Source organism: Paraburkholderia sp. CNPSo 3076 (genome assembly GCF_026343935.1).
Classification (GTDB): Bacteria; Pseudomonadota; Gammaproteobacteria; order Burkholderiales; family Burkholderiaceae; genus Paraburkholderia; species Paraburkholderia nodosa.
Map to the genome: position 1 here is coordinate 184274 of NZ_JAPMAL010000013.1, position 24441 is coordinate 208714.

The window sequence follows — 24441 nt, forward strand, 5'->3', positions numbered from 1 at the left end:
CAAACGTGGAAGGATGCGAGGAGAGGTGCCGCAGACGCGAAAATACGCAGCCGCGCGGCGCGCGGCTCAAACCAGTTCGGCGAGATTGACGAGGGCGCGGTCGCCGTCGGATTGTGCTTCGTTTTCGGCGCGGAACGTCTTCTCGCTGTATGCGATGACCTTGAACCCGCCGCCTGCCGAACGCTCTATGGTGATACCCCAGTGCCAGCCGCCTTCCTGTTCGAATACGTGCAGCCTCGGACTCGATGGTTGGCTCGGCGATTGAAAAATATTCATTTGAAGCCTCCCGTGGTGGGAATATCGTCTCGGACGATTGCCTGGATAAGAATCAGTCTAAAAACCTCCCTGCTGCGACGCAATACGGAATTACGTGGACGTGAGAACCCTGAGGCGTTGCGCATTATTCGAGAATTACCCTGGTTATTATTCGACGCCTGGCAAATGTAAATGCCGCCAGCTACGCTCCCATTCCAGACTGCCAGACAGCGAGAGCCCGATGACTACCGTAACGAATGCCGCAACCCATTCCGCGTCCCCGTATCAGCTCGATCTTTCGCGGCATGCTCGCCGCGCACTGCTGGAAGGACCCACGCCGATCCAGCCATTGCCTCGGCTAAGCGACGAACTTGGGGGCGTGAATGTTTATGTCAAGCGCGACGATCTCACTGGCCTCGGCGGCGGCGGCAACAAGCTGCGCAAGCTGGAGTTCCTGGTGGGCGAAGCGCTGGCTGCGGGCGCGGACACCATCATCACCGTGGGCGCGCGCCAGTCGAACCATGCGCGCTTGACGGCGGCTGCGGCGGCGCAAGCAGGCCTGCAGTGCGAACTCGTGCTCACGCGGGCCGTGCCGCGCGAGGACTTCGAGTATCTGGAGAACGGCAACATCCTGCTCGACGACCTGCTCGGCGCACGCGTGCACGACCTGCCCGGCACGGCCAACGCACTAGAGTTCGCCCAGGCGCGCGCCGACGAGTTGCGCGCCCAGGGCCGCAAGGTCTACGTGTGCCCGTTGGGCGGGTCGAGCCCGGTGGGATGTCTGGGGTACGCGGCCTGCGCCGCCGAAATCATGACGCAGGCCCATGCACAGGGATTGAGCTTCGCGCGCATCGTCGTGCCGAACGGCAGCGGCGGCATGCACGCCGGGCTCGCCGCCGGCTGTGCGGCGCTGGGCATCGACCCGAGCCTCGTGCTCGCGTACACCGTCCTGGCGAAGGCTGAGCGGGCCCAAGCCACCACGCTCGAAAAGGCCAGCAAGACGCTCGAGCTGATCGATCCGGCGCGGCGCATCGAGGGCCGCTCGATCGTGATCGACGAAGCACAGCTCGGCGACGGTTACGGCATTCCCACCGACGCCATGCGCGAGGCCGTGCGGCTCGTCGCTTCGAAAGAAGGCCTGCTGCTCGACCCCGTGTACAGCGGCAAGGCATTCGCCGGTCTCGTGCAAGCCGCGCGTTCGGGACGCCTGGCACGCGGCGAGAACGTCCTATTCGTCATGACCGGCGGCTTGCCGGGCCTGTTCGCGTATCGCAGTGCGTTTTGAGGCACCGCGCGGCGCACTCCAGCACTCCAGAACCGTTGAAATGAAACACGAGGGAACCCACGATGACCGACGACGAACGCGCCATTCGCGAACTGGTGCAAACCTGGATGGAAGCCAGCCGCGCCGGCGACACCGCCAGAGTGCTGAGCCTGATGACCGACGACGTGGTGTTCACGGTGCCTGGTCAGGAGCCGTTCGGCAAGGCCGAGTTTGCCGCGGCTTCGCGAGCGCAGCAGGACATGCGCATAGAAGGCACGGCTGAGATCGTGGAACTTCAGGTGCTGGGGGATTGGGCCTTTCTGCGCAACCGCATCGACATCTCCATTACGCCGCCGGGCGCAGCCCAACCCATGCGGCGTGCGGGCTACACGCTCACGCTGGTGCGCAAGGATGCGAGCGGACGCTGGCTGCTCGCGCGCGACGCCAATCTCGTGGCGCCGAAGGCGTAAATCCCCCGCCGCGAACGCGGCCGTCGGCGCTACAAACCACGATTCGGGCGCCGCTCGCCAGGCCGCCGCGGCGTGGGCGTGCCCGCTTGCTTTCACCGCTGAAAGAGAACAACCCCGCCCGACAGGCCTTGCGGCGTTACGCCCCTTTTTTGAATCAGAAAATCTTATCGATTCCTTCAGTTTATTGAGTTTCCCTTAATCGTGCGCTTGCGGCAAAGTGACGCTCATACGCTCGGAGCCACTCCTTGAACCAACGCATCGATCCCTCCCTACTCGCCGCGCCCGACCTGTCGTACGCCACGTTGCACTCGGGCATTGCCCTGCCGTTCCTCGAGCGCGGCGATGGCGAGCCGCTGCTGTTCGTCCACGGATCGCTCTGTGATTACCGCTACTGGATGCCGCAGCTCAACGGCCTGTCGGAGCATTTCCGCTGCATCGCGCCTAGCCTGAGCCACTACTGGCCCGCGGCGGACGCCTGCATCCAGGGCGATTTCGGCTGGGAGAGCCATGTCAGCGAGCTGGCCGATTTCATCGCCGCGCTCGGCGTTGAATCGGTCCACCTCGTGGGCCATTCGCGTGGCGGCTGCGTGGCGTGGCATCTGGCACGCCGCTATCCGCGTCTTGTGCGCACGCTGGTGCTGGCCGACCCGGGCGGCCCGCTCTCCCGCGTGGACGACGACGAAGCCGCGCTGCCTCCCGCCACCAACGCGTTGCGCACGCGCGCCGCCGACCTCATCCACGCCGGCGAAGTCGAAGCGGGACTCGAGTTGTTCGTTGACTCCGTGAGCGTGCCGGGCGCCTGGAAGAAAGGCTCGGCGGCGTTTCGCCAGATGGCCATCGCCAACGCCACGACGCTGCCCAAGCAGTTGCAGGACCCGCTGCCGCCGTATGCGCCGCGCGCCGCCGGCGAGATCAAGTGCCGCACGCTGCTGATCGACGGCCAGCGCAGCCCGCTCATGTTCCGCAACAACGTCGAAGCGCTGGACGAGTGGATCGCGTTCGCACGGCGTGTCACGATCAAGGGCGCCACGCACGGCATGAACGGCACGCACCCCGACCTCTTCAACACCCACGTCCATACCTTCATCACGCAAGGTTGAGACTTCAGTCACGGCCCGGCTGATTCGTTTGTGGTTGAAACGACTCAACCGTTGGCCGCAATGCCAGCCGCACCGGCATGCGGCTCGGCACCATCGCGAACGCCGTGATTTCCTCGATCGTCGAGGGATCGGCGGCCAGCTTCACCTTGAAGCGGTTCATCAGCGTGGAGAGCACGAGGCGCATTTCCATCGCCGCCAGATGCCGCCCCGGACACACACGCGGCCCCGCGCCAAACTGCACCCACGCGCGCGGATCGTGCACACGCGCATCGCCACCCGCATGGCCGCGTAGCCAGCTCTCGGGGTCGAACCGCCCGGGCTGCGAGTAGTGGCGCGCGGCGAGCATGGGCGGGCGGGTGAGGAAGAACATCTTCGAACCGGCGGGCAACGCGACGTCGCTCACCTGCACATTCTCGACGGGCTCGAACGCCATGATCGCGGCCACCGGACGAAAGCGCAGCGTTTCGCTGCACACGGCTTCGAACAGGTCGAGGTCTTTCACGAGGCCGTAGTCCGGACACACCGTGTGTACGCCCAGCACCGCGTGTGCTGCGCTGGCGAGGCGCTGCTGCAGCGGTTCGTCGGCGCATAGATAGTAGAGCGACCACGCCAGCGCATTGGCCGTGGTGTCCTCGCCCGCCAGCAGCAGCGTGAGGACGTTGGCGGCGATGATGTCGTCGGTCACGTCGGAGCCTGGCGCATCGCGCAGCGCGAGCATCGCTTCGAGCAGATGGCGCGGCGCATCGGACGGCTCGTCGCGCATGCGCTCGCGCGAGCGCGCCATCATGCCGCGTATCGTGCGATGCACTTCGGCGAGCGCCCGGTCCGTGCGGCGGTCGCGCGGCAAACGCACATAGCGCCAGTACGGAAACGGCGCGTTCACGCGGTGCATGAGCATCGGGAAGATCTGCGCGAGATGCTCCTGAATGACGCCGCGCTCCTGTTCGAGCGTGCGCGGGTCCTCGCCGAAGGCGATCTGGAAGCGATACGGCGTGCCGAGTTCCTCCGCCCACTGTTCGAGCACGCGATGCAGTTTCGGCGCGTTCAGCTGATGCAGATTGCCGATGAGCGGCAAGCCGCGCGGGCACGGCAGGTCGCGCACCTGGCGCAGGCGCTGGGCGGAGGATGCGGCGGCGTCCATGGCGCGACGGCGGGGTGACGGTACTCAGTCGAGCGACATGCCAAGTTCGGCGGCCATGCGCGCGACGAGCGTCTGCAGGCGCTCGACTTCGTCGGCGAGACGCTGCTGTTCGGCGCGCACCGCCTCGAAGTCCGCGAGCGACACGCTCTCGCCGGCTTCCTCGCGAGCGCCGGGCGCGATGGTCCCCGCGGCAACGAAACTCGCCGTGTTCACTTCGCCGCACAGCAGATGCATCCAGCGGCTTTCGCGCTCGCCCGGCGCGCGCGGCAGCTTCACGACGAGCGGCGGCTCGCGCTCGACCAGTTCTTCCAGGAAGCCTTCGACTGACGAGACATCGGCGAACCCGTGCAGGCGCGACGAGTTCAGGCGCAATTCCGCCGCCGTCTGCGCGCCGCGCAGCAGCAGCACGGTCAGGAGCGCCACGGCCTGGCTCGGCACGCCGAGCACGCGGTTCAGGTTGTGCTCGAAGCGCGGCACGCGGCTGCTGCTGCCTTCGAACACGAGGCTCAGCAGCTTGAGGTCTTCGATGGCGGCCAGCACTTCGGCTTCGCTCACGTTCATGACCGGGGTGCGCGCGGTCTTCTGGTTGCAGCCGAGCGTGAGCGCGTTGAGCGAGAGCGGATAGGTATCGGGCACCGTGTGCTGCTTTTCGACCAGCACGCCGACGATACGCGCCTCGATCGGCGAAAGCGCGCGCAAGGCGCGCGGCGAGGAAGCATCGGCAGGAGAATTCATGGGCAGATCAGTCCGCTGTGTTTCAGTTGGAATCAGGCGTTCGATCATACGCGCGCCGGGCTTCCCGCAGAAGTCACGTGTCGCTCAGCCTGCGATCAGCTTCAGCCCCGCCGGTAGCGCCTCGCCGAACACCCGGCCCGTGTCCGCGGTATCGAGCGCGACGACTTCGCGCACCATCGTGACCCACGCAGGCGGCGCGTTTGCCGACTCCATCCGGCGCACCACGGTCTCGCGCAACCCGGCGGGCAGGTCGCGCGAGCGGTCGCCCGTCATGCGCGCGATTTGCGCGGCGGCGAACATCGCCGGTTCGATCTTTTTCCAGTCGAGCGCGAGAATCGCGTCGAGCCAAAGCGCGGCGGTTTGCGGCGGCACCACGCCGTGCGCGCTGCCGTAGAACGGCTGGCGCGCGCCGATGCGGCCCACGGCCCACCACGTCTGATGATTCTCGGAAGGCTTCTGAAGCCGCTGCAACAGCCGCTCGCCGATCTCGATCTTGCGCTCGGCCGCAATCTGTTCGAGCGACGCGTAGAGCCGGATCATGTCCGGCACGCCGAGCTTCGCGGTGTCGAAGGGCAGCTTGTGGCGCTTCGAGCCGGCCGCCTCTTCGAGGTACGTCATCGCCTCCAGCACCTCGTGCTGCTGCGCCTCGTTCAGACCACCGGCCGCGCGCCGCCAGAGCGTCCACCACTCCGACCACACCTGGCCTTCGCCCACGAACTGGATGCCGTCGTCGAAGAGCGACCAGAGCTGCTCGACGCGCCATTCGTCCAGCGGATAGCCGAAGCCCGGACGTAGACAAAAGCCGGCGAGGTTCAGCCACAGGCGTTCGTGATCGGCGGAGCGCCGGCGCTTGCCCGCGCGTTCCCAGAGCGCGCCGAACAGCTCGCGCAGCAGCGGGCCGTCCCAATTCTGGCGCGGCCCGAGCCGCTCTTCGAGATGCGCGCGCAAGCGCCTCACTTCCTTCGCGTCGACCTTGACGGAGCGCGCGCCGAACACGCGTTCGATCGCGTCGATGGCTTCGCCCTGGCCCGCGTGGCGCGACTCGCCGTTCGCCGCGCCGGCACCGGCCTCGTGCTCCGCGCGGCGCAGCGCGAATTCGAGCAGCCAGCGCTGCGAGGCGTCGTCGGTGGCGATGCAGTGCATCTCCAGCGTGCCGACTTCGGTGAGCGCGGTCGTGAGCTTGACGGGACACTCGCGCGCCGTCTTTGCATCGCCGCCGCCTGCGGGCACCACGGTCGCGAGCGGCGGCAGGCGCACGAAGTCGCCCGCTGCGAGGTCGGCCAGCTCGCCGGGTTGCCACGCGGTGTCGGCCACCGTCGATGCGAGGTGGAACTGCACCGGCTGGCCCAGCTGCAATGCGAACGTGCGGTCGTCCAGATGCAGTTCGTGGCCTTCCTCTGTGCCGCGCGGCAGGACGCACACGCCGCGCGCAGCGGCATCGGCTGCCGCGCCTTCGTCGAGCACGAGAAAGTAGCTGCGCGGCGAGCCGCCGCCGATACGCGGCGCGTTGCCGGCCCGCGCGAGCGCATAGGCGACCGCGCCGCGTGCGACGGCCACGTCGGGCTGATCGTTCTGCAGCACGTTGAGCGGCTCGCCGCGCCACGTGCCGAGCGTATCGGCCAGACGCTGCGCGAGCGCGCGCGCGCGGAACACGCCGCCGTTGAGCAGCAGCGCGTCGGGCATGGGCAGCGCGGTTTCCGGTTCACCGGCCGCGCCCGAAGAACCCAGCGCCTCGCGCGACTGCGCGGCGAAGCGCTGCAAGAACGCCGCGATATGGCGCGTGATGGCCGGATCGGCGGCATAGGGCAAGCCGAACTCGACAATCGCCGCGCGCGAGCGGCGCGGCAGGTCGCCGGCAGCGCCCACGGGGAAGAAGCCGTCCACCACGATCTGCGCGACTTCCTCGCGGCCAAGCTGCGTGGTGCGCGCGCCGCCCACGAGACGCGCACCCGCGCCGAGCAGCGTGATCGGCACGGACTCGGGCGCACTCGCGTCGAGCAACTGCTCCTTCGCGACGCGGCAGCGCTCGACAAGCTGCGAAAGGCTCGCCGCGCTCAGGCGCGTTTGCGCGTTCGCGAGCCGGCCTTCGGCCAGATGCGCAAGCGCGAGATCCATGTTGTCGCCGCCGAGCATCAGATGATTGCCCACGCCGATGCGCGTGAGCTGCGGCTCGCCGCCCTCGAACTGCACCTTGATGAGCGTGAGGTCGGTCGTACCGCCGCCCACGTCGCACACGAGCACGAGGCGCGACGCGCCCAGCTCCGCATCGAGCGTCGCGCGATGGTGATACAGCCAGTCGTAGAACGCGGCCTGCGGTTCTTCGAGCAGGCGCAGCGCGGGCAATTTCGCCATGCGGGCCGCTTCGAGCGTGAGCGCGCGCGCGCCGTCATCGAACGAGGCGGGCACGGTGAGCACCACGTCCTGATCTTCGAGCGGCGCATGCGGGTAACGATGGTTCCACGCGGCGCGCACGTGCGCGAGATAGCTCGCGCTCGCGGTCACCGGCGAAACCTTGGCGACGTCGTCGGGCGCGCCCCACGGCAGGATCGGCGCGAGGCGATCCACCGCTGCATGCGAGAGCCAGCTTTTCGCGCTCGCCACGAGCCGGCCCGGCACCTGCGCGCCGAGCGTGCGCGCGAGGCGGCCGATGACGGCGTCGTCGCCGGGCGTCGGCGCGCGCCACGGCAAACGCAAATCGCCCGCCGCAAGCTCGCCTGCCGCCGGGTGATAACGCGCGGAAGGCAGCATCTTTTCCGCGCCCACTTCCCCGAGGCCGGTGAGTTGCTCGACGTCGAACACGCGGATGGCGTCGCCGCCCGCCTCCACGTACGCCACGACGGTATTGCTCGTCCCCAGGTCGATGCCGACGACGTATGGCTTCATCGGGCTCAGTCGCCTGCTCCGCCACGCACGTCGAACTCGACCTTCCAGCGCTCGTTCGTGCCGCTCGGCATGGCTTCAAGCTCCAGCGTACCCGCCTCCGTCACGCGCGCGTGCAGCTTCACGGGCACGACTTCGCCGGGCGTGCGGCCTTCGGTCGGCAGCGTGGCCTGAATTTCCTCCAGCTCCTGCAATTCTTCGGGCGTCCAGTAGTCGAGCATCGTGCCGACCTGGTCCAGGCGCCGCACCGACGAGCCGAAGAAACGGAAGTGCACCGGCTCGCCCACGACGAGGCCGAACTCCTGCGGCGGGAGCGCCGCCTCGGTGCCCTCTTCCATGCCGAACGGCGCGACGCAAAGCGCCGACACGGGCGGCTCGAGCCCCGGCACCGCCGGCATGGCCGATTCGACGGCCACGTAATACGCGCGCGCCGTGCCGCCGCGAATGCGCACGCCCTTGCCGCGCTTCACGTAGCCGTAATAGGCCGCGCCGCGCGCGACCGCGAGGTCGAGGTCCGCACCGCCGAGCAGACGCGCGCTCGCAGCGCCTTCGGCCGCGAGCCAGCCGTTGAGGATCTCGAGCACGCGTTGCGAAAGCAGCGCCGACTTGAACACGCCGCCGTTGAAAAGGACCGCCGTGGGGTGCAGGAAGGTCGCGCCTGCGGGCGGCGCGCCAAAGCCTTCGAGTTCCGCGAGCGCCTGCACCTGGCGGCCGAGGAAGGCCGCGAGATGGCGCGTGACCCCCGCGTCCTGCGCATACGGCAGGCCAAGCTGCGTGAGACCCACGCGCGTGCGCACGGCGGGGCGCGCAGCGGCGTCCACCTGCGGGAAGAAGCCTTCGAGAATGATCTGCGTGAGTTCGGCGCGCGTGAGTTCCGTGCGGATCGAACCGCCGATCAGCTTCGAGCCGCGGCTCGGCACGACGATCGGCACCGTATCGACGGAGGCGTCGCTCAGCAGCGTTTCCTTGGCCGACCGGCACGCATAGGTCAGCGCGCGCAGTTGCCACGGATCGGCCTGCGTGCCCTGGGCCGCGAGCTTGCGCGCGACCACGTGCGCGAGCGCGAGGTCCATGTTGTCGCCGCCGAGCAGAATGTGCTCGCCCACGGCCACGCGGTGCAGTTCGAGATTGCCTTCGCGCTCGACCACGGCGATCAGTGAAAGGTCGGTCGTGCCACCGCCCACGTCGACCACGAGGATGATGTCGCCGACCTTCACGTCCTTGCGCCACGCACCGCCGCTCTTCTGAATCCAGCTATAGAGGGCCGCCTGCGGCTCCTCCAGCAGCGTCATCTTCGCGTAGCCCGCCGCCTGCGCGGCCTCGGCCGTCAGCTCGCGCGCGGCAGGGTCGAACGAGGCCGGAATCGTGACGGTAATCTCCTGCTCGCCGAACGGCGCCTCGGGGTACGCGTGGTCCCAGGCCTCGCGCAGATGCGTGAGATAGCGCACCGAGCTTTCGAGCGGCGACACGCGCGTGACTTCGGGCGGCGCGTCGTTGGGCAGAATGGCCGCGCGGCGATCCACGCCGGGGTGGCACAACCAGCTCTTCGCGCTCGAGACGAGGCGGATCGGCGTGCCCGCGCCACGGCTGCGCGCAAGCTCGCCCACGGCGTACTCGCGCGTGGCGGTCCACGGCAGCGTGAGGTCGCCCGGCGTCAGCTCGCCCGCATGCGGCAAATAAAGAAACGAAGGCAGCAGGTCGGGCGATTCCAGCGTGCCCGGCGCCGTCAGCTGGGTCACGTTCAGCACGCCCTGCTGGGTCTTTTCGCCATCGCTGGCGCTGAGGTCGACGTAGGACAGCGCGCAATGCGTCGTGCCCAGGTCGACGCCAATCGAATAACGCGGATCGCTCACAGCTCCACCTCCGCCGGCGCGATGATGCGCGCGTCGTGCGTCTTGACGAGTTGCGGCAGCTTGACCTCCTCGACGCGCCAGCCGCGATGCGTGAGGCTGCCGCTGAACGGCGCCTCGCCCACCACGTTGCCGGTGAGGCGCACGGCGGCGGCGTCGAAGCCGGCCGGCAGCGTCACGCGCGAGCCTTCGGACTCGCTGCGCACCGGGCGGATCGCGAAGTGGTCGCGCAGCGTGGCGCGGCAGCCTTCGTGGACGATGCGGGCGGCGGCGCCGATATCCGCATCGGCATAGCCGGCAATGTCTTCCTCGACGAAATCGACGAAGCGCGCGTTGCGCTGGAGCAGGCCGAGCAGTTGGAGCGCGGCGTCGGGCGTGGCTTCCTTGATGACGGTGGGTGCAGGTGCGGGTGCCGGCTTCGCGACCGGAGCCGCGGCGGGCGCGGGCGCGGCGGCGGCGGGTGCAAGTCCGCCTTCACGCAGACGGCGCACGTTGGCGGCGAGCTCGCCATCGCCGAGGATCGCGAAGAACGATCCCAGCGCGACCGAAAGGCGGCCGAAGAAAGACAGATTCGATTCGGGCATATAGACGACTCCAATATCGCTTGAGGGCTCGCAGGCAAGGCGAGCCGACCTGCCGGGCTCACAACGAGGCCCGATCGATGCCTGGAAGGAGGCGGCCGGCAGGGGAAACTCGAGCCCGAACGGGCTCAAAACCCGTATTTTGCCTTGTCGCGGGCGCAAGCCGGTCAAAATGCGGATTTGGCGAGGAAATGGCGTGCCCGGCGGCGGGCTAGGGGCGTTGTTGGCGGGCGGCCGGCGCGGCTGAACCTCGGCGGTCAGACGTTGAACGCTGCGGCCCTAAAAAGGCGCGCCAAGGCAGAGAAATGGGGCGCGAATCGGACGACAGGCGGCGTGGGCAAACGCTCAAGCCTGCGCCGCCGCCGTGATTCGCTTTGAAGCCCCGGCGCTTTCAGGGAAAGATGGGCGTCGTCGCTTCCGCGCCTTCCACGTCGGCGCGCGGAACGTGCTGCGCGATGTTCGCCTCGATCTCCGCTTCGCGCGAGCCGGGCACATCGGCCATGACCAGCAGTTGGCCGTCCTCGATCGGCCCGTGAAAGCGCGAGAGCCGTGTGTTCGGTTCGTCCACGCCGATCATGCCGGCCACCCACGCGCCGAATATCGCGCCCGCGAGGGTCAGCACGACGACCACCCCGCCCGTGATATCGAAGTTCGCGGGCGGAAACATCAGCGCCACGAGACCGACGATTGCGCCAGTCGCCGCGCCGAACATCACGCCGCGCTCCAGCGCATGCACGACGTCGCTGCGCTGCAGCAGCGAGGCTTCGGGCAAGCGTTCGAGCCCCACGCTGTGATTGGCGAGCACGTGAATATGACGCCACGTGATGCGCGCGCGCAGCAGATCGTCGACGATCGCCTGCGCGGTGGTGGTGTCGGGAGCGAGGAAATAGAGGCGTCTCATGATGGCCCTCCTTCGGTCATGCGGCGACCCGCTTGCAACTGGCTAGCCACCGGCTCGCTGCCACATGACTACGATGCGATTCCGATCATCCTACGCCTGAGTTCCTGTCAGCGCGACAGCCTGGCGTGGGTCTACGCCACAATCCGCGCGCGCCCAGAACCCGTCAGCGCCACGCGCGTCGAGCCGCCTAAATCTCGACGCGCGCACCGACCTCGATCACGCGATTGGCCGGCAGCTTGAAGAACGCGGCGATATTGCCGACGTTGTGCAGCATCACCGCGAAAAGACGCTCACGCCAGAGCGCCATGCCATGGCCGCGCTTCGGCACCACCACGGCGCGGCTGAGGAACCACGACGTCTCGTCGAGATCGAACGTCAACTCCGCGGACTTATAGGCGGCGAGCGTGCATGGCAAGTCCACCTCGTCCTTGAATCCGTAGTTGACGACGGCGCAGTAGCAGCCCGGACATAGCAGTTCGACCATCACGCGCTCGCTCTCGGCCACCCACGGCACGCTCTTCGTCTTCACGCTCAGGAATACTACGCGTTCGTGCAACACACGGTTGTGCCGCAAGTTGTTGACGAGCGCGTGCGGTACGGCGTCGGCGTTCGGCGTGAGGAAAATCGCCGTGCCGCCCACGCGCACCGGCGAGCTTTCGAGCAGCGCCGCGAGATAGGGCTTGAGGGGCTTCCTGCCGGCGCGCGCGCGCGCCTCGGCCGCCATCATTTCCCAGCCCTTTCCCCAGGTCGCCATGACTGTGAACATCAGTGCGCCGATCACGAGCGGGAACCAGCCGCCGTCCACGATCTTGAGCAGGTTGGCCGAGAAGAACATGGCGTCGATCACGAAGAAGAACGCCGTGGCGAACACGCACAGCAGCCAGTTGTAGTGCCACGCGTAACGCACGACGAAGAACGTGAGGAACGTCGTGATGAGCATCGTGCCGGTCACGGCGATGCCGTAAGCGGAGCCGAGCGCCGTGGACGACCGGAAGCCCACCACCGCCGCGACCACGGCGACGAGCAGGATCCAGTTGATGCCGGGCACGTAGATCTGCCCGATTTCGCGCTCCGATGTGTGCACAATATTCATGCGCGGCAGGAAGGAAAGCTGCATGGCCTGCATTGCCATGGAATAGGTGCCCGAAATCACGGCCTGCGAGGCGATGACGGTGGCGACGGTCGCGAGCACGATCATCGGCACGATGGACCATTGCGGAAACAGCCGATAGAAGGGGTTTTGCATCGCGCCGGGGTTGGCCAGCAGCAGCGCGCCCTGCCCGAGGTAATTGAGCGCGAGCGAAGGAAACACAATGCCGAACCACGTGAGGCGAATAGGCTGCTTGCCGAAGTGACCCATGTCGGCATAGAGGGCTTCGGCGCCCGTGAGCGAGAGCACGACCGCGCCCAGCGCGACGAAGGCGAGCCAGCGGTGATGCAGACAAAACGCGATGCCCTCGCGCGGATCGAGCGCGAACAGCACGGCCGGCGCGGAGGCAATGTTGGCTACGCCCGCCACGCCGATCACGACGAACCACAGCACCATCACCGGCCCGAACACGGCACCGATGCCACCCGTGCCGTGCTTTTGCGTCACGAACAACACGATGATCGCCGTAAGCGTCACCGGAATCACGTAGGTCTTGAGCGCGGGCTCGGCCACTTCGAGGCCTTCCACGGCGCTCAGCACCGAGATGGCCGGCGTGATCACGCTGTCGCCGAAGAAGAGCGCCGCGCCCATCACGCCGATCACGAGCAGCGCAGCACGCAGATGCGGCCGCGATGCCACCGAGGAAGCCGCGAGCGCGAGCAGCGCCATGATGCCGCCTTCGCCGTGATTGTTCGCGCGCAGGATGAGCGCGACGTACTTGAGCGAGACGACGATCATGAGCGACCAGAAGATCAGCGAGACGATGCCTACGATATTGAAAGCATTGACCGCAAGGCCGTTGCTGGGATCGAACACGGTGGCGAGCGTGTAGAGCGGGCTCGTGCCGATGTCGCCGTAGACCACGCCGAGCGCGGCCAGCGCGAGCGCGGGAAGCGCCGGGCGATGCGGGCCGGAGTCGCCAAGGCGCCCGTGCGCGGGCGCCGCGGATGCGGATTGTCCCATGTCTCCCTCCTGGTAGTGCCGCATGCGGACCGGGGGGCCGCGCGGCCTTGTCGCTTCGTATTGGCGAGGCTGCCCCGTTGGGCGCGCTAGTCGAAGTATAGGAACTTGGCGCGAAAATGCGCTTCGCGTGGCACGCAAAGGCAACAGCGCCGCGTGAGGCGCGATGCCTTCGCAAAACTGTCATAGTCGAGCGTATTTTCCTGAACATTTGCCCGCTCTATCGAGTCGCCCGGTACGCGTACAACCATAAGGACATGCACAATGCGAACCCGCCTCACGCTCCTCTGCTCCGCGCTGGCGCTCGCTGCCTGCGCGGCGCAGCCTCCTTCAGCGCAACAGGACGCCGGAACGCTTTCTGCGCCAAACGCGGCCTTCGCGCAAAGCGGCGTCACCCCACACGGACGTCCGGTGAAAGTCATGATCGTGACGATGTTTGCGCCCGAAGCGAAGACATGGCTCGATCGCCTCGGTCCCTGGGAGTCCGTGACGATCGCGGGCCTCTCGCCCGACTACCCCAATGTGCAATGCAATGCCGCCGACGTCTGCGTGATGACGACCGGCATGGGCCACGCGAATGCCGCCGCCTCGACCATGGCCCTCGCCTTCGCGCCGCAGTTCGACCTGCGCAAGACTTACTTCCTCATCGCGGGCATCGCGGGTGTGAATCCCGAGCACGGCACGATCGGCTCGGCGGCCTGGTCGGACTGGCTCGTCGATTTCGGCCTGCAGTGGGAGATCGACGGCGATGGGCGCCCGCTCGGCTGGCGCACCGGCTATCTCGGCATCAACACGAAAAGCCCCAACGACAAGCCCGCGCTCGACTACCGCACCGAAGTGTTCCGCCTGAATCCGAGGCTCACCTCGGCCGCCTGGGCGATCTCGCGCGACGTGACGCTCGCCGATAGCACGCAGGCCCAGGCCGCGCGCGCGAAATATGCTTACGCACCCGCCAACCGGCCGCCCACGGTGATCCGTTGCGATTCGGTCGCCGACGATACCTGGTGGTCGGGCAAGGCGCTCGGCGCGAGGGCGAGCGAGTTCACGCGCCAGCTGACCGGCGGACAAGGCGTGTACTGCATGACGCAGCAGGAGGACAACGCCACGTTCGAAGCACTCAGCCGCGCGGCGCGTGCGCAACGCGTCGACCTCGATCGCGTGGCCGTGCTGCGCGCGGGCTCGGACTTCGATCGTCCGTATGCGGGCGAATCGAACGCGGCGAATCTGCTGAACTATGCGAGCCAGGGCGGCTTCGCCCCCGCGTTGGAAAACCTCTATCGCGCGGGCCGTCCGCTCGTGCAGACCATCGTCGCGCACTGGAGCGAATGGCAGGATGGCATTCCTGCAAATTTGTCTGCCGCATCGCCTCGATAGCCATATCACGCCCTGTCCCCGCTTTGCCTCGTTGAAGCGAAGCATCCTTGTGAGGAATACATACGATCGGTGCGTGCCGCTATCCGGCATGCATCGCCAATTCGCAAAGCAATTACAGCGCACGATCGTTCATACGCATTGCGCATCGGAATGCGGGATTTCCGCTACTGAAATCCTCCTTTGACCGGATAGCTTTATCGCGGCATCTATGCCAGATTAGGTCTCACGCATTTCGAGCGCAGCGCAGGGGTCGCGAAGCGATGCGCCATGATTCCACGGGGGACAGCATGCACGTTTACTTCTCTCCCCTTCATGCCGTCACGCACATCATGTTCGCGAGCGTGTACGCGTGTGTGCATTCGCGAGCGCACGCGTCATGAACGCCGCCAGCATCGTCGTGCTCGGCGCGGGGCCAGCGGGCGCAGCCGTTGCGCGCTCGCTCGCGGGGCTCGGTTATCGCGTGCAGGTGGTGAGCGACTGGCGCCGCTTCGATGCTGCTGAAGCCTTATCGGCACGCGCGATCGAAGCGCTGCGCCGCGCGGGCCTGCATCGCGCAGCCAGCTGCGGCGAAGGGCCGTGCGTGCGCACCACGCTCTGGAACGGCGCGCTGCAAACGCTCGACGCAGAATTCCTCGTGGACCGGCGTGTGTTCGATGCGGCCCTGCGCGAGGACCTGTGCAGCGCGGGCGTCGACATGATCGAGGCGAACGTGCGCTCGCTGCATTCCTCATCCGCGGGTCACGATCTCATGATCGAAACCGCCGATGGACCGCTCACGTTACGCGCGGACTTTCTGGTCGAAGCCCGCGGGCGCCTCGCGCCGCTGTTGCGCGACGCCACGCGCGGCCCGCAAACCGTGAGCCTGCTGAACGTATGGAAGGGCCGCGCGGGCGCAGCAGCCACCGCGGTGGAAAGCCTGCCGGCCGGATGGGCATGGATGGCGCGTCTGGGCGACGGCCGCCGTTACTGGCAATTGACGCTGGACGTCACGAACCCCGAACTGCCGAAGCGCGATGAACTGCTCGCGTTTTGCGAGCGCATGCGGCACTCGCCGCTTGCCAGCGACTTCTTCGCGGGCGACGCTGCGAACGATGCACGCCTCTATGCGCGCAGCAGCACCGCCACGCTGTGCGGGCGTACCGGCGGCCACAACTGGCTGCGCGTGGGCGACGCCGCCATGGCCGTCGATCCGCTCGCGGGCAATGGCGTGTTCCAGTCGCTCACCTCGGCGTTGCAGGCACCCGCGGTGATCCACACGCTGCTCGCGCGGCCCGAGCGTGCGCCGCTCGCGCTGCGCTTTCACCAGCAGCGCATCGAGCAGTTGTTCATGCGCTTCGCGCGCACCGGGCGCGATGTCTATGCGCTCGAACAGCGCTGGACGACGCAGCCGTTCTGGCAAGCGCGTGGTGCATGGCCTGATGACCGGCCCGCTCACGTTAGCGCCGATTTCAACGAACTGAATGTGGGACGCGCGCCCGTGATCGATGGCGGCATGATTGCCGAAGCGGACGTGGTCGCGAGCCCGGATCAGCCGCTCGGTATCTGGCACCTGTGCGATGCTGCGCTTGCGCCAGTAGTTGAGGCGCTGCGGCGCGAGCCCGCTGAGCAGGTGCTCAAGTCGCTCGATGCCGATCAGGCGCGGATGATTCGGCACTGGCTTGCTATGCAGGATTTTCCTTAGCGGCTGGCTCTTTTTTGGCCTTTCCTTGTTTTCGCGTCGGTATGCAAGTGTTGCCCCTGTGCGGGGCGGCACCTCCTTTCTTTGCGGCGGCAAAGAAAGGAGGCAAAGAAAGCCGCTCAAACCGCTAGCGCCTGCCACGGTTCACCTCGCGCCGTTGATGGTGAATGGCTCCGGAGCGTCTGTCACCTCGCACCACCATAGTTAGTGACAAGGCGCTCATTCATCCCGCTGCTCGCTTCGCGCGCTGCGGTTGGGGCTGCAAGGGAAACCGGGTGGCACGCCTGAGCACTCCCGAGAACTCATGTGCCCCGCTGGTTTTTGGTTATGCCCTTCGGTGCGCGGAGCGCCGCCGGACGGATGACTGCCTTGTCACTAACTTTGAAGGTGCGAGGTGACAGACGCTCCGGAGCCATTCACCATTAACGGCGCGAGGTGAACCGTGGCAGGCGCTAGCGGTTTGAGCGGCTTTCTTTGCCTCCTTTCTTTGCCGCGGCAAAGAAAGGAGGTGCCGCCCCGCACAGGGGCAACACTTGCATACCAACGCGAACACAAGGAAAGGCCAAAAAGACAACCCTGAGAAAAACAAAAACTCCATCGCACTCCTGATCACATTATCACCTGCGCCCCTGCGCAACCATCTCAAGCAACGCCCGCGTCCCTGCCGACCGATCATACGCCCGCGTAGCGATCACCACTTCGCTAAACTCATTCGCCATCGCAAGCGGTTTAAACACCGCACCTTCGAGCCCAAACCGCGCAAGCGTCCGCGGCACAATGCCAACCCCAAGCCCGGCAGGCGCGAAACTCACCACCCCCAACGCGACCCCAGGCGGATCGTCCATGACAATCAACCGCTCCCCGGCCACATCGCGCAACGTGAGACGACGCCGATTCGCGCAGCGATGATCACGAGAGACCACGACATCGAGTTGCGTACGCGAAAACGGCGGGATGCGGATCGAGGCCGGCTGCGGCCCGGGCGAACGCAGAAACGCCACGTCGATCCGCTCATCGGCGAGCGCGTTCATCTGCGCCTGCACGGAGATCGCGCGCAGCTCCAGTTCGACGTCGGGCCGCGCCTGCGCAAAGCGCCTGAGCAGCGCAGGCAGTTCCGGCTCGAGCGCGACCGAACTCGCATAGGCAATGCACAACTTGCCCACTTCGCCGCGGCTCGCCCGGCGCCCGGCCAGCACCGCCGTTTCGGCCTGCGCGAGCGCGGCGCGCGCAGGCTCGAGAAACGCCGCTGGACCTCATCCATCTGCGCAACATGACGACGGTGACCGAGGCCGGCGCGGTGGTATTCCCGCCGGTGCCCGCGTTCTACGCGGAGCCCGCGAGCCTGCAGGAAATGGTTGATCATTCGGTGAGCCGCGCTCTCGACCGGATCGGGCTCGATACAGAACGCATCGAGGCGTGGCGCGACGCGTGACGCCGCGCCGGCACGCGGCGGACAATCAGGGAACAAGCATCGCGGTATTAAGTTTCAGCGTAAAATGCGCGTTCGCCGCGATGTACCGGCGTAGAAGCCTCACGCCAGCGATGCACGTCGATCTACTTACCATCTACTTTCTCCTGATCGGGACCCTGCTAGCCAGTTCCCTGATGACGCTCTGGGAGCATCGTACGCATCCCGCGCGCAGCAAGGCATTGCGGATACTGGCCGGGGGCTACGCCACCCTCGCAACCGGCTGCGCCGCGGTGCTCGTGCGCGCCGATTTGCCCGGCGTATGGGGCTCCGCCCTGAGCAACCTCGTCATCATGGCCGGCTATCTGCTGGTTCTGCACGGCGTCGCGACGCTGAACGGGCGGCAATACCGGGCGGGCTCGATCGCCCTGCTCGCGTTGATCGCGCTGACATGGGCCACATGGGGCGCACGGCATCCGCAGGCCATGTGGTACTACGCGAGCGCGCTTCCCATTGCGCTGGTGAGCGCCATGACCTCGCGCGAGCTGCTGCGCGGCGACGGCATAAAAGGGGGGCAATCGCGCCACGTCGCGACGTTCGTCACGGGATTCCATGCGCTCTTTTACGTGTTCCGGACGTTTGTCCTCCCGTTGCTGGGGAGCCGCTATGGGGACGGCTTCGTCGCGCTCGTCAGCAAGATCACGATGTATGAAGGCGTGCTGTATTCGATCGTTCTGCCCATGGCCCTGATCAAGCTGATCCGCGAGGAAACGCATGGGCAGCTGTTGCGCGAGTCGCAGACCGACTACCTGACCCGCCTTGGCAACCGCCGCTGGTTCTTCGAAGAAGGCGAGCGCGTGATGAGCGAGATCGGGACGCGTCAGCCCGGGGCGCGTCAGCCCGGGGCGCGCCAGCCGGTTTCGCTGCTTGCCTTCGATCTCGACCACTTCAAGACCATCAACGATCGCTACGGCCACAAGACCGGCGACGAAGTCCTCAAGACGTTCGCGGAAATCGCCAGCAGCGCCATGGGACCCGAGGCGATCCTCGCGCGCATAGGCGGTGAAGAGTTCGCCGCCCTGCTGCCGGGCCATGACCGCGTGCGCGCCAAAGCGGTGGGCGAAGCGATCGCCAGGCGTTTCGCTCAAACCGCCATGAACAAGGTCGATGGCGTCGCCATACGCGCCACGGTGAGCATCGGCCTCGCGCAGCATGGTCACGAAGCATCCACCCTCTCCGACCTGCTGGCCGCCGCCGACGCCGCGCTCTACAGCGCGAAAGCGCTGGGCGGCAACCGGCTCGAAACGCTGGTTCTTTAACGCCTCACGCCATGTCCGGCATTCAAGTCAGCTATTTGTAGGCTACGCGCATTCTTTTTGCTAGCCCTCCTAGGCCCGCCCTATCCGGTCGCGGGCGCAATCGCGTCAAGCGGTAAGGGGGCACAATGGCAACGATCAATACCCGGATCCGGGTGGCAATTTCCGCCGGACTGATTTTCCTGCTCGCGGCTTGCGGCGGCGGTGGCGGAGGTGGTGGAGGAGGAGGCTCGAGCAGCGGCACCAGTACGCCGACGGGCGGCGTCAAGCTGCAGGTCGTGTCGTTCGGCGACAGCCTTTCCGATGTCGGAACCTTCGCGCCGCTTGCGGGCGCCGTGGGCGGCGGGCGGTTCACGACCAACCCCGGTCAGGTCTGGTCGCAGGATGTCGCGCAATATTATGGGGACAGCCTGAGCGCCGCGTACACCGTCGGCCTCGATCACAAGCTGAGCGCGCAAGGCGGCTTCGGCTACGCAGAGGGTGGCTCGACGGTCGCAACGCCGGCCAACCAGTACGACTTCCTCTCGGACGTGATCGGCAACATCGAAATGCCGCTCAATCAGCAGGTGTCGAGCTATATCTCCGCTCACGGCACCTTCAACTCCGGCCAGCTCGTGCTGGTCTGGGCAGGCGCAAACGATGTGCTGCGCGCCGGCAACCCGCCTACGGCCAATACGGTCGTGCAGACTGCCGCCACGACGCTCGCACAAATCGTCGGGCAGATCGTGCAGGCCGGCGCCACGCATGTCGTGGTGATCAACGTGCCGAACATCGGCCTGTCGCCCAAGGGCATCACCTCAGCCGACGGCGGCGCGAACCTGTCCCAGCTCTCGCAGCTCTTCAACTCGACGTTGAACGGCGCGTTGCAGACGGATGGCCTGCAAGGCAAGGTCATCGAAGTCGATTCTTACACCTGGATCACGCAGCTCGTCGCAAACTTCCAGACGAACGGATTTACTGTGTCCAACACGGCCCAGGCGTGCGACCCTTCGAAAACGCCTGACAACACCTCGCTGCTCTGCTCGCCCGCCACCTACGTCGCGGCCAATGCCGACCAGACCTATATGTTCGCCGACGACCTTCACCCGACCACGCACACGCATTCGCTGTTCGCGCAGTACGTCGAGCAGCAGATCGCCGCGAGCGGGCTGGGTCATTGAGTGCTGGATGCAAGCGGCCGCGCCGGGCATGGACGCGACCGCTTGCGCAGTCGTCAATACTCCTGATAATTCCCGGCGCCTGAGGTGGCACCAGCGCCAACAGGTCCGATATAGTTGGCCCGCGGCCGCAGCAGCGTGCCGCTGGTCATCTGCTCGATGGCGTGCGCCATCCAGCCCACGCTGCGCCCAATGGCGAATATCGCGAACACAGCGTCTTCCGGCAAGTGGCAATAGCTGCCAAGCGCGGTGAGCGCGATGTCGATCGTCGGCGCGAGACCGCGCGATACGCGAACGTACTCGATCAGCGCGCGCACCTCGTCCGGCACATCGAACGCCGCGAGCAGGTCCGCCGCGCGCGGATCGCCTTGCGGGTACAACTCGTGACCGAAACCCGGCAACGGCCCGTTCGCCTTCAACCAGCGCTCGACCGCGCCAGCCACCCCCGTCGCGCGCACATCACCGAGCAGCGCCTGCACGCGCAGCGCGGCGTCGCCATGCAAGGGCCCAGCGAACGCGGCCAGGCCCGCGAGCATGCACGAGCCGAGCGACGCCCCCGTCGACGCCGCCACGCGTGCCGCAAACGCCGATGTCGTCAATTCCTGGTCCGCGAGCAACGCGAGCGCACGCCGCAGCAAGTCCGCGTGCGCTTCGCATCGCCACGCACGCGCAAGACGCGCATGCAGCGCGCCGCTTTCGCCGAAGCGGGCGATCTCGCCCGGCCCGACGAAGGCGCTCGCGAAGCGGCCCACGAGGCAGGCCGCTTCGTCATTCAACCGTGCAGCGTCGAGCGCGCCGCTTGCACGCGGCTGCGCCGCGGCCAGCGCCATCGACGCATATACCCGCGCGCGCGGCGGCGCGCCATCGGGTACGCTCACGTCGTCGTGGAAGGTGGGGAAGACCGGCGCCGCGTCCGTTTCCCATAAGCATCGAGCCACGTCTTCGAGCGTCGCCCGGCTCGCGAGGTCGATCGCATCGTGGCCGCGGTAGTAAAGCCGCCCCCGTGTGATCGTGGAAATGCGCGTGTTGATGATGGGCTCACCCCACGCCATCGTGCTCGCCGCGATGCTCTTGTGGGCGCGGCCAAGGTCGCGCTTCTTCCTGAGCGCCGCGACGTCCGAAGCGCGGTACAGCTTGCGGCTTGCGTGCTCCGGGTCCCACCGGACTTCGATGCGCCCGCGGCTCACGTACGCGTACAACGTCTGCTTGCGCACGCCCAGCGCGTGACAGGCCTCCTCCTGTGTCATCCAGATTTCCACTAGTTTTCCTGGGTTTGCCTGGGTTTGCCTGGTTGATTCACTCAATCAAGATTGACGCGTACTGGCGGGGTGCGTCAAATACAGTCAATCTGCCCCGGCATTGAGACGATGCTTGCGGGTACGGATCGATAATGATACCCGCGGCTTCGAGCGCGGGACTGGAGACATCGATGTCAACGCAGAGGACCGCCGGCTTTGCCGCCACCAAAGCCACGGACGCCACCCGCGTCACCCGCACGCGCTTCACGATTCTGGCCGCCATCCTGCTGCTCGCGACGGTCGCCTACGCAGACCGCGCGATCCTCTCGATTGCCGGGCCCGGCATAGCAAAAGAATTCGGGCTCAACCATATTCAGCTCGGCTACGTGCTCTCGGCGTTCAGCTGGGCCTATGTGGTCGGCCAGATCCCCGGCGGCCTGCTGCTCGACCGCGTCGGCACGAAAGTCATGTACGCCGCCACGCTGATCCTGTGGTCGCTCGCCACGATTCTCGTCGGCTTCGTCGGCAGGGTCACGACCGATATGTCGGTGGCGCTGGGCCTGCTGTTCGCCTTGCGCTTCGCGCTCGGGCTGATCGAAGCGCCGAGTTTCCCCGCCAACAGCCGCGTGACGGTCATGTGGTTCCCGAAGGAAGAGCGCGGCTTCGCCACGTCGTTGTTTGCGTCCGCATCGTATTTCGCCGTGGCGATCTTCTCGCCGTTCGCGGGCTGGCTCACCGGCAAGTTCGGCTGGCCCGCGCCGTTCTTCGCGCTCGGCCTGATCGGCATTGCCAGCGCCGGAATCTGGGCGCTCGTGATGCACGAACCGCGCAAGCACCCGCGGGTCTCGCCCGCCGAACTCGACCGCCTCGTAGCGGGCGGCGCGATGATCGACATCGACTCGAAGCTCGAGCGCCAGTCGCGCCCCGCCGTATCCGGCAAGACGCTGCGTATGCTGCTCGGCAACCGCATGCTCTGGTGCTCGTATATCGGCCAGTATTGCGTCATCGCGCTGAGCTATTTTTTCATCACGTGGTTTCCGATCTACCTCGTGCAGGCGCGCGGCATGAACGTCATGCAGGCCGGTCTCGCGACGATGCTGCCCGCCATCGCGGGTTTTCTCGGCGGCATTGCCGGCGGCGCGATTTCGGACGCGCTGATCCGGCACGGCTGGAGCGTTTCGTGGGCGCGCAAGACGCCGTATATCGTCGGCATGGCCGTGGGCTGCTGCATCGTGTTCTCGGCGTTCACCGAGAGCAACACCGCGATCGTCCTGCTGATGACGTTCGCCTTCTTCGGCAAAGGCGCCGCGGCCGGCGCGGGCACCTGGGCCATTGCGTGCGATACCGCGCCGCGCGAAGCCGTGGGGCTTGCCGGCGCGATTTTCAACTGCATCGGCAATATCGGCGGTGTCGTCACGCCTATCGTGTTCGGCTATATCGTGCAGGCCACGGGCGGCTATAAGGCAGGTCTTTATTTTGTCGCGGCACACTGTGTGGTCGCGGCGCTCGTCTATCTCGTGTTCATGGGCCGCATCGAGCGCGTGAAAGTCAGCTGAGCACGTGAGCCCACGCATCAAACGAAGCAAGGATTCATCGATTCATCATGGCAAAACCCATCATTCTCAACGCAGCCGAATTGCCGGCACGCACCCAGGCGGAACTCGCGTCGCTCTTCACGATGCTCGATCTGCCGAAGGAGCCGCGCGAAGCCGCTGCGTTCCTCGCGCAGCATGGCGCGTCCATTCGCGGCATTGCGCTGCGCAAGACGAAGATCGACGCGGCGTTTCTCGACGCCCTGCCCGCGCTGGAGATCATTGCGAGCTACAGCGCCGGGCTCGACAACCTCGATGTGAAAAGCGCGCAGGCGCGCGGCATCCGCATCGAGAATGCCTCGCACGTGCTGGCCGAGGATGTCGCGAACACCGCGATCGGCCTCGCGCTCGCGCTCACGCGCGATATCGTGCAGGCAGACGCGTATGTGCGCTCCGGCAAGTGGCCCGAGCACGGCGCGCTGCCGCTCGGCCGCTCGGTCTCGCGCATGAAGGTCGGCATTGTCGGGCTCGGCATGATCGGCGCGGCCATCGCGAAGCGGCTCAAGGCGTTCGGCTCGCAAGTCGCGTATTACGGGCCGAACCGCAAGAGCGTCGATCTGCCGTACTACGACGACGTCACGCGTCTCGCGGTCGATAGCGACATGCTGATCCTCACCTGCCCGCTGACGCCGCAAACGCTTCATCTGGTAAATGCGGCCGTGCTCGACGCGCTCGGGCCGCAAGGCTTTCTCATCAACATTGCGCGCGGCCCCGTGGTCGATGAGAAGGCGCTGATCGCCGCGCTCGATGCGCAGCGGCTCGCAGGGGCGGCGCTCGACGTGTTCGAGCACGAGCCACACGTGCCGCAAGCACTGATCGACAACCCGCGCGTCGTGCTCACGCCGCATATTGGTTCGGCGACCGAAGAAACGCGCACGGGCATGGCGGACAACGTGGTCGATATGCTGGCGGCCCACTTTGGCCTTGCGACTCCGCGCAGTGCGCCTGTGCGGACACCGGAAAACGCCGCCGCAGCTTGAGGGCTACACGAGGCGACTCAAGCCGATTCGCGCGCGACGATCGTGAACCCCACGTCGAGCGCGCGAGGCTCGCTCACGCCGGTTTCGCCGCTCAGGCGGTCGAGCAGAAAACGCGCAGCGTTCACCCCAATGCGGGTGCCCTCCACGCGCACCGTCGTTAGCTGCGGTGTGGTTTCGGTCGCGAACTCCAGATCGCCGAAACCGCAGATCGCCAGTTGCGAGGGCACCTGCACGCCCATCTGGCGCGCAGCGCCAAGCGCGCCGATGGCGAGCAGATCCGAGCCGCAGAACACAGCGTCGATGTCTGGTGCACGTGCGAGCAAGGGCGGTAGCGCGCGCTTGCCGTGCGCGACCGAACTGGGCGGCGCGACCAATTCTTCGGGCACGTCCTCGATGCCTTCCCGCGCGAGC

Annotated in this window: 20 protein-coding genes and 1 pseudogene; 10 read left to right on the forward strand and 11 right to left on the reverse strand. The window is 66.7% G+C overall.

The genetic code is table 11. The annotated features are described in order from the left end of the window. Window positions 1-66 precede the first annotated feature (66 nt). Window positions 67-276 carry a hypothetical protein gene (locus M3A49_RS17070; RefSeq protein ID WP_035514678.1) on the reverse strand — a complete coding sequence of 70 codons (210 nt, stop codon included), beginning with the start codon at window positions 274-276 and terminating at the stop codon, window positions 67-69. Between the two features lie 220 nt (window positions 277-496). On the opposite strand from M3A49_RS17070, the gene M3A49_RS17075 reads away from it, so the two are divergent. The 3 genes from M3A49_RS17075 to M3A49_RS17085 all read left to right on the forward strand — a co-directional run bounded on the left by M3A49_RS17075 (window position 497) and on the right by M3A49_RS17085 (window position 3089). After that, entirely contained in the window at window positions 497-1540 is a 1044-nt protein-coding gene (locus tag M3A49_RS17075; protein WP_266229733.1) for a D-cysteine desulfhydrase family protein, read from the forward strand. A gap of 62 nt (window positions 1541-1602) precedes the next feature. Further along, a complete protein-coding gene (locus M3A49_RS17080; protein WP_266229735.1) occupies window positions 1603-1989 on the forward strand; it encodes an SgcJ/EcaC family oxidoreductase in 387 nt (128 codons plus the stop codon). 245 nt (window positions 1990-2234) lie between these two features. Next, complete coding sequence (locus M3A49_RS17085; RefSeq protein WP_266229736.1) at window positions 2235-3089, forward strand: alpha/beta fold hydrolase; 855 nt, start codon at window positions 2235-2237, stop codon at window positions 3087-3089. A 4-nt stretch (window positions 3090-3093) separates the two neighbouring features. Here the strand turns inward: M3A49_RS17085 and M3A49_RS17090 are convergent, their stop codons facing one another. The 7 genes from M3A49_RS17090 to M3A49_RS17120 form a co-directional block, all read right to left on the reverse strand. Next, a complete protein-coding gene (locus M3A49_RS17090) occupies window positions 3094-4230 on the reverse strand; it encodes a cytochrome P450 (RefSeq protein WP_266229737.1) in 1137 nt (378 codons plus the stop codon). A 24-nt stretch (window positions 4231-4254) separates the two neighbouring features. Continuing rightward, entirely contained in the window at window positions 4255-4965 is a 711-nt protein-coding gene (locus tag M3A49_RS17095; RefSeq protein ID WP_266229738.1) for a YceH family protein, read from the reverse strand. Between the two features lie 84 nt (window positions 4966-5049). Beyond that, window positions 5050-7848, reverse strand: coding sequence for an Hsp70 family protein (locus tag M3A49_RS17100; RefSeq protein WP_266229739.1), 2799 nt, complete (start codon window positions 7846-7848; stop codon window positions 5050-5052). 5 nt (window positions 7849-7853) lie between these two features. After that, window positions 7854-9698, reverse strand: coding sequence for an Hsp70 family protein (locus tag M3A49_RS17105; protein WP_266229740.1), 1845 nt, complete (start codon window positions 9696-9698; stop codon window positions 7854-7856). Beyond that, window positions 9695-10279, reverse strand: a complete 585-nt coding sequence (locus M3A49_RS17110; RefSeq protein WP_266229741.1) for a DUF2760 domain-containing protein — start codon at window positions 10277-10279, stop codon at window positions 9695-9697. Before M3A49_RS17110 ends, M3A49_RS17105 begins: the two co-directional genes overlap by 4 nt. Before the next feature lie 388 nt (window positions 10280-10667). Continuing rightward, a complete protein-coding gene (locus M3A49_RS17115) occupies window positions 10668-11177 on the reverse strand; it encodes a hypothetical protein (RefSeq protein WP_028207377.1) in 510 nt (169 codons plus the stop codon). Window positions 11178-11364: 187 nt separating this feature from the next. Continuing rightward, window positions 11365-13290 (reverse strand): potassium transporter Kup, encoded by a 1926-nt coding sequence (locus M3A49_RS17120; RefSeq protein WP_266229743.1) that lies wholly within the window; start codon window positions 13288-13290, stop codon window positions 11365-11367. Window positions 13291-13551: 261 nt separating this feature from the next. On the opposite strand from M3A49_RS17120, the gene M3A49_RS17125 reads away from it, so the two are divergent. Together M3A49_RS17125 and M3A49_RS17130 are read left to right on the forward strand one after the other, a co-directional pair. Continuing rightward, entirely contained in the window at window positions 13552-14661 is a 1110-nt protein-coding gene (locus M3A49_RS17125) for a purine-nucleoside phosphorylase (protein ID WP_266229744.1), read from the forward strand. 376 nt (window positions 14662-15037) lie between these two features. Further along, window positions 15038-16342, forward strand: a complete 1305-nt coding sequence (locus tag M3A49_RS17130) for an NAD(P)/FAD-dependent oxidoreductase (RefSeq protein ID WP_266229746.1) — start codon at window positions 15038-15040, stop codon at window positions 16340-16342. 614 nt (window positions 16343-16956) lie between these two features. On the opposite strand, the gene M3A49_RS17135 is transcribed toward M3A49_RS17130, so the two are convergent. Further along, window positions 16957-17535, reverse strand: a complete 579-nt coding sequence (locus M3A49_RS17135; protein ID WP_266229751.1) for a LysR family substrate-binding domain-containing protein — start codon at window positions 17533-17535, stop codon at window positions 16957-16959. Window positions 17536-17582: 47 nt separating this feature from the next. Here M3A49_RS17135 and M3A49_RS17140 point away from each other — a divergent pair. The 3 genes and pseudogenes from M3A49_RS17140 to M3A49_RS17150 form a co-directional block, all read left to right on the forward strand. Beyond that, a pseudogene (locus tag M3A49_RS17140) lies at window positions 17583-17771 on the forward strand (flavoprotein); the annotation flags it as partial. A gap of 110 nt (window positions 17772-17881) precedes the next feature. Continuing rightward, entirely contained in the window at window positions 17882-19066 is a 1185-nt protein-coding gene (locus M3A49_RS17145) for a sensor domain-containing diguanylate cyclase (RefSeq protein ID WP_266229752.1), read from the forward strand. 125 nt (window positions 19067-19191) lie between these two features. Beyond that, window positions 19192-20223, forward strand: a complete 1032-nt coding sequence (locus M3A49_RS17150; RefSeq protein ID WP_266229753.1) for an SGNH/GDSL hydrolase family protein — start codon at window positions 19192-19194, stop codon at window positions 20221-20223. Between the two features lie 53 nt (window positions 20224-20276). On the opposite strand, the gene M3A49_RS17155 is transcribed toward M3A49_RS17150, so the two are convergent. Continuing rightward, entirely contained in the window at window positions 20277-21467 is a 1191-nt protein-coding gene (locus M3A49_RS17155; RefSeq protein ID WP_266229754.1) for a citrate synthase family protein, read from the reverse strand. A 182-nt stretch (window positions 21468-21649) separates the two neighbouring features. Here M3A49_RS17155 and M3A49_RS17160 point away from each other — a divergent pair, with 182 nt between their 5' ends. Next, window positions 21650-23014 (forward strand): MFS transporter, encoded by a 1365-nt coding sequence (locus tag M3A49_RS17160; protein ID WP_266229756.1) that lies wholly within the window; start codon window positions 21650-21652, stop codon window positions 23012-23014. 47 nt (window positions 23015-23061) lie between these two features. After that, complete coding sequence (locus M3A49_RS17165; RefSeq protein ID WP_266229757.1) at window positions 23062-24030, forward strand: 2-hydroxyacid dehydrogenase; 969 nt, start codon at window positions 23062-23064, stop codon at window positions 24028-24030. 17 nt (window positions 24031-24047) lie between these two features. Here the strand turns inward: M3A49_RS17165 and M3A49_RS17170 are convergent. Continuing rightward, window positions 24048-24441: substrate-binding domain-containing protein (locus tag M3A49_RS17170; RefSeq protein ID WP_266229759.1), on the reverse strand; the 394-nt coding region annotated here is incomplete at its 5' end.